Annotated in this window: 1 rRNA gene; it reads left to right on the plus strand. The window is 53.8% G+C overall.

Annotated features, from left to right (window positions below):
* A 16S ribosomal RNA gene (locus tag GTP27_RS23285) occupies positions 1-657 on the plus strand; the annotation flags it as partial.
* Positions 658-664 lie beyond the last annotated feature (7 nt).

Here is a 664-nt window from a genome sequence, read left to right on the forward strand (position 1 = left end):
CCTGGGGAGTACGGTCGCAAGATTAAAACTCAAAGGAATTGACGGGGACCCGCACAAGCGGTGGATGATGTGGATTAATTCGATGCAACGCGAAAAACCTTACCTACCCTTGACATGGCAGGAATCCCGGAGAGATTTGGGAGTGCTCGAAAGAGAACCTGCACACAGGTGCTGCATGGCTGTCGTCAGCTCGTGTCGTGAGATGTTGGGTTAAGTCCCGCAACGAGCGCAACCCTTGTCATTAGTTGCTACGCAAGAGCACTCTAATGAGACTGCCGGTGACAAACCGGAGGAAGGTGGGGATGACGTCAAGTCCTCATGGCCCTTATGGGTAGGGCTTCACACGTCATACAATGGTACATACAGAGGGCCGCCAACCCGCGAGGGGGAGCTAATCCCAGAAAGTGTATCGTAGTCCGGATTGTAGTCTGCAACTCGACTGCATGAAGTTGGAATCGCTAGTAATCGCGGATCAGCATGTCGCGGTGAATACGTTCCCGGGTCTTGTACACACCGCCCGTCACACCATGGGAGCGGGTTTTACCAGAAGTAGGTAGCTTAACCGCAAGGAGGGCGCTTACCACGGTAGGATTCGTGACTGGGGTGAAGTCGTAACAAGGTAGCCGTATCGGAAGGTGCGGCTGGATCACCTCCTTTCTAGAGT

Origin of the sequence: Duganella qianjiadongensis, from assembly GCF_009857915.1 — a bacterium.
In the GTDB taxonomy this organism is placed as follows: domain Bacteria; phylum Pseudomonadota; class Gammaproteobacteria; order Burkholderiales; family Burkholderiaceae_D; genus Rugamonas; species Rugamonas qianjiadongensis.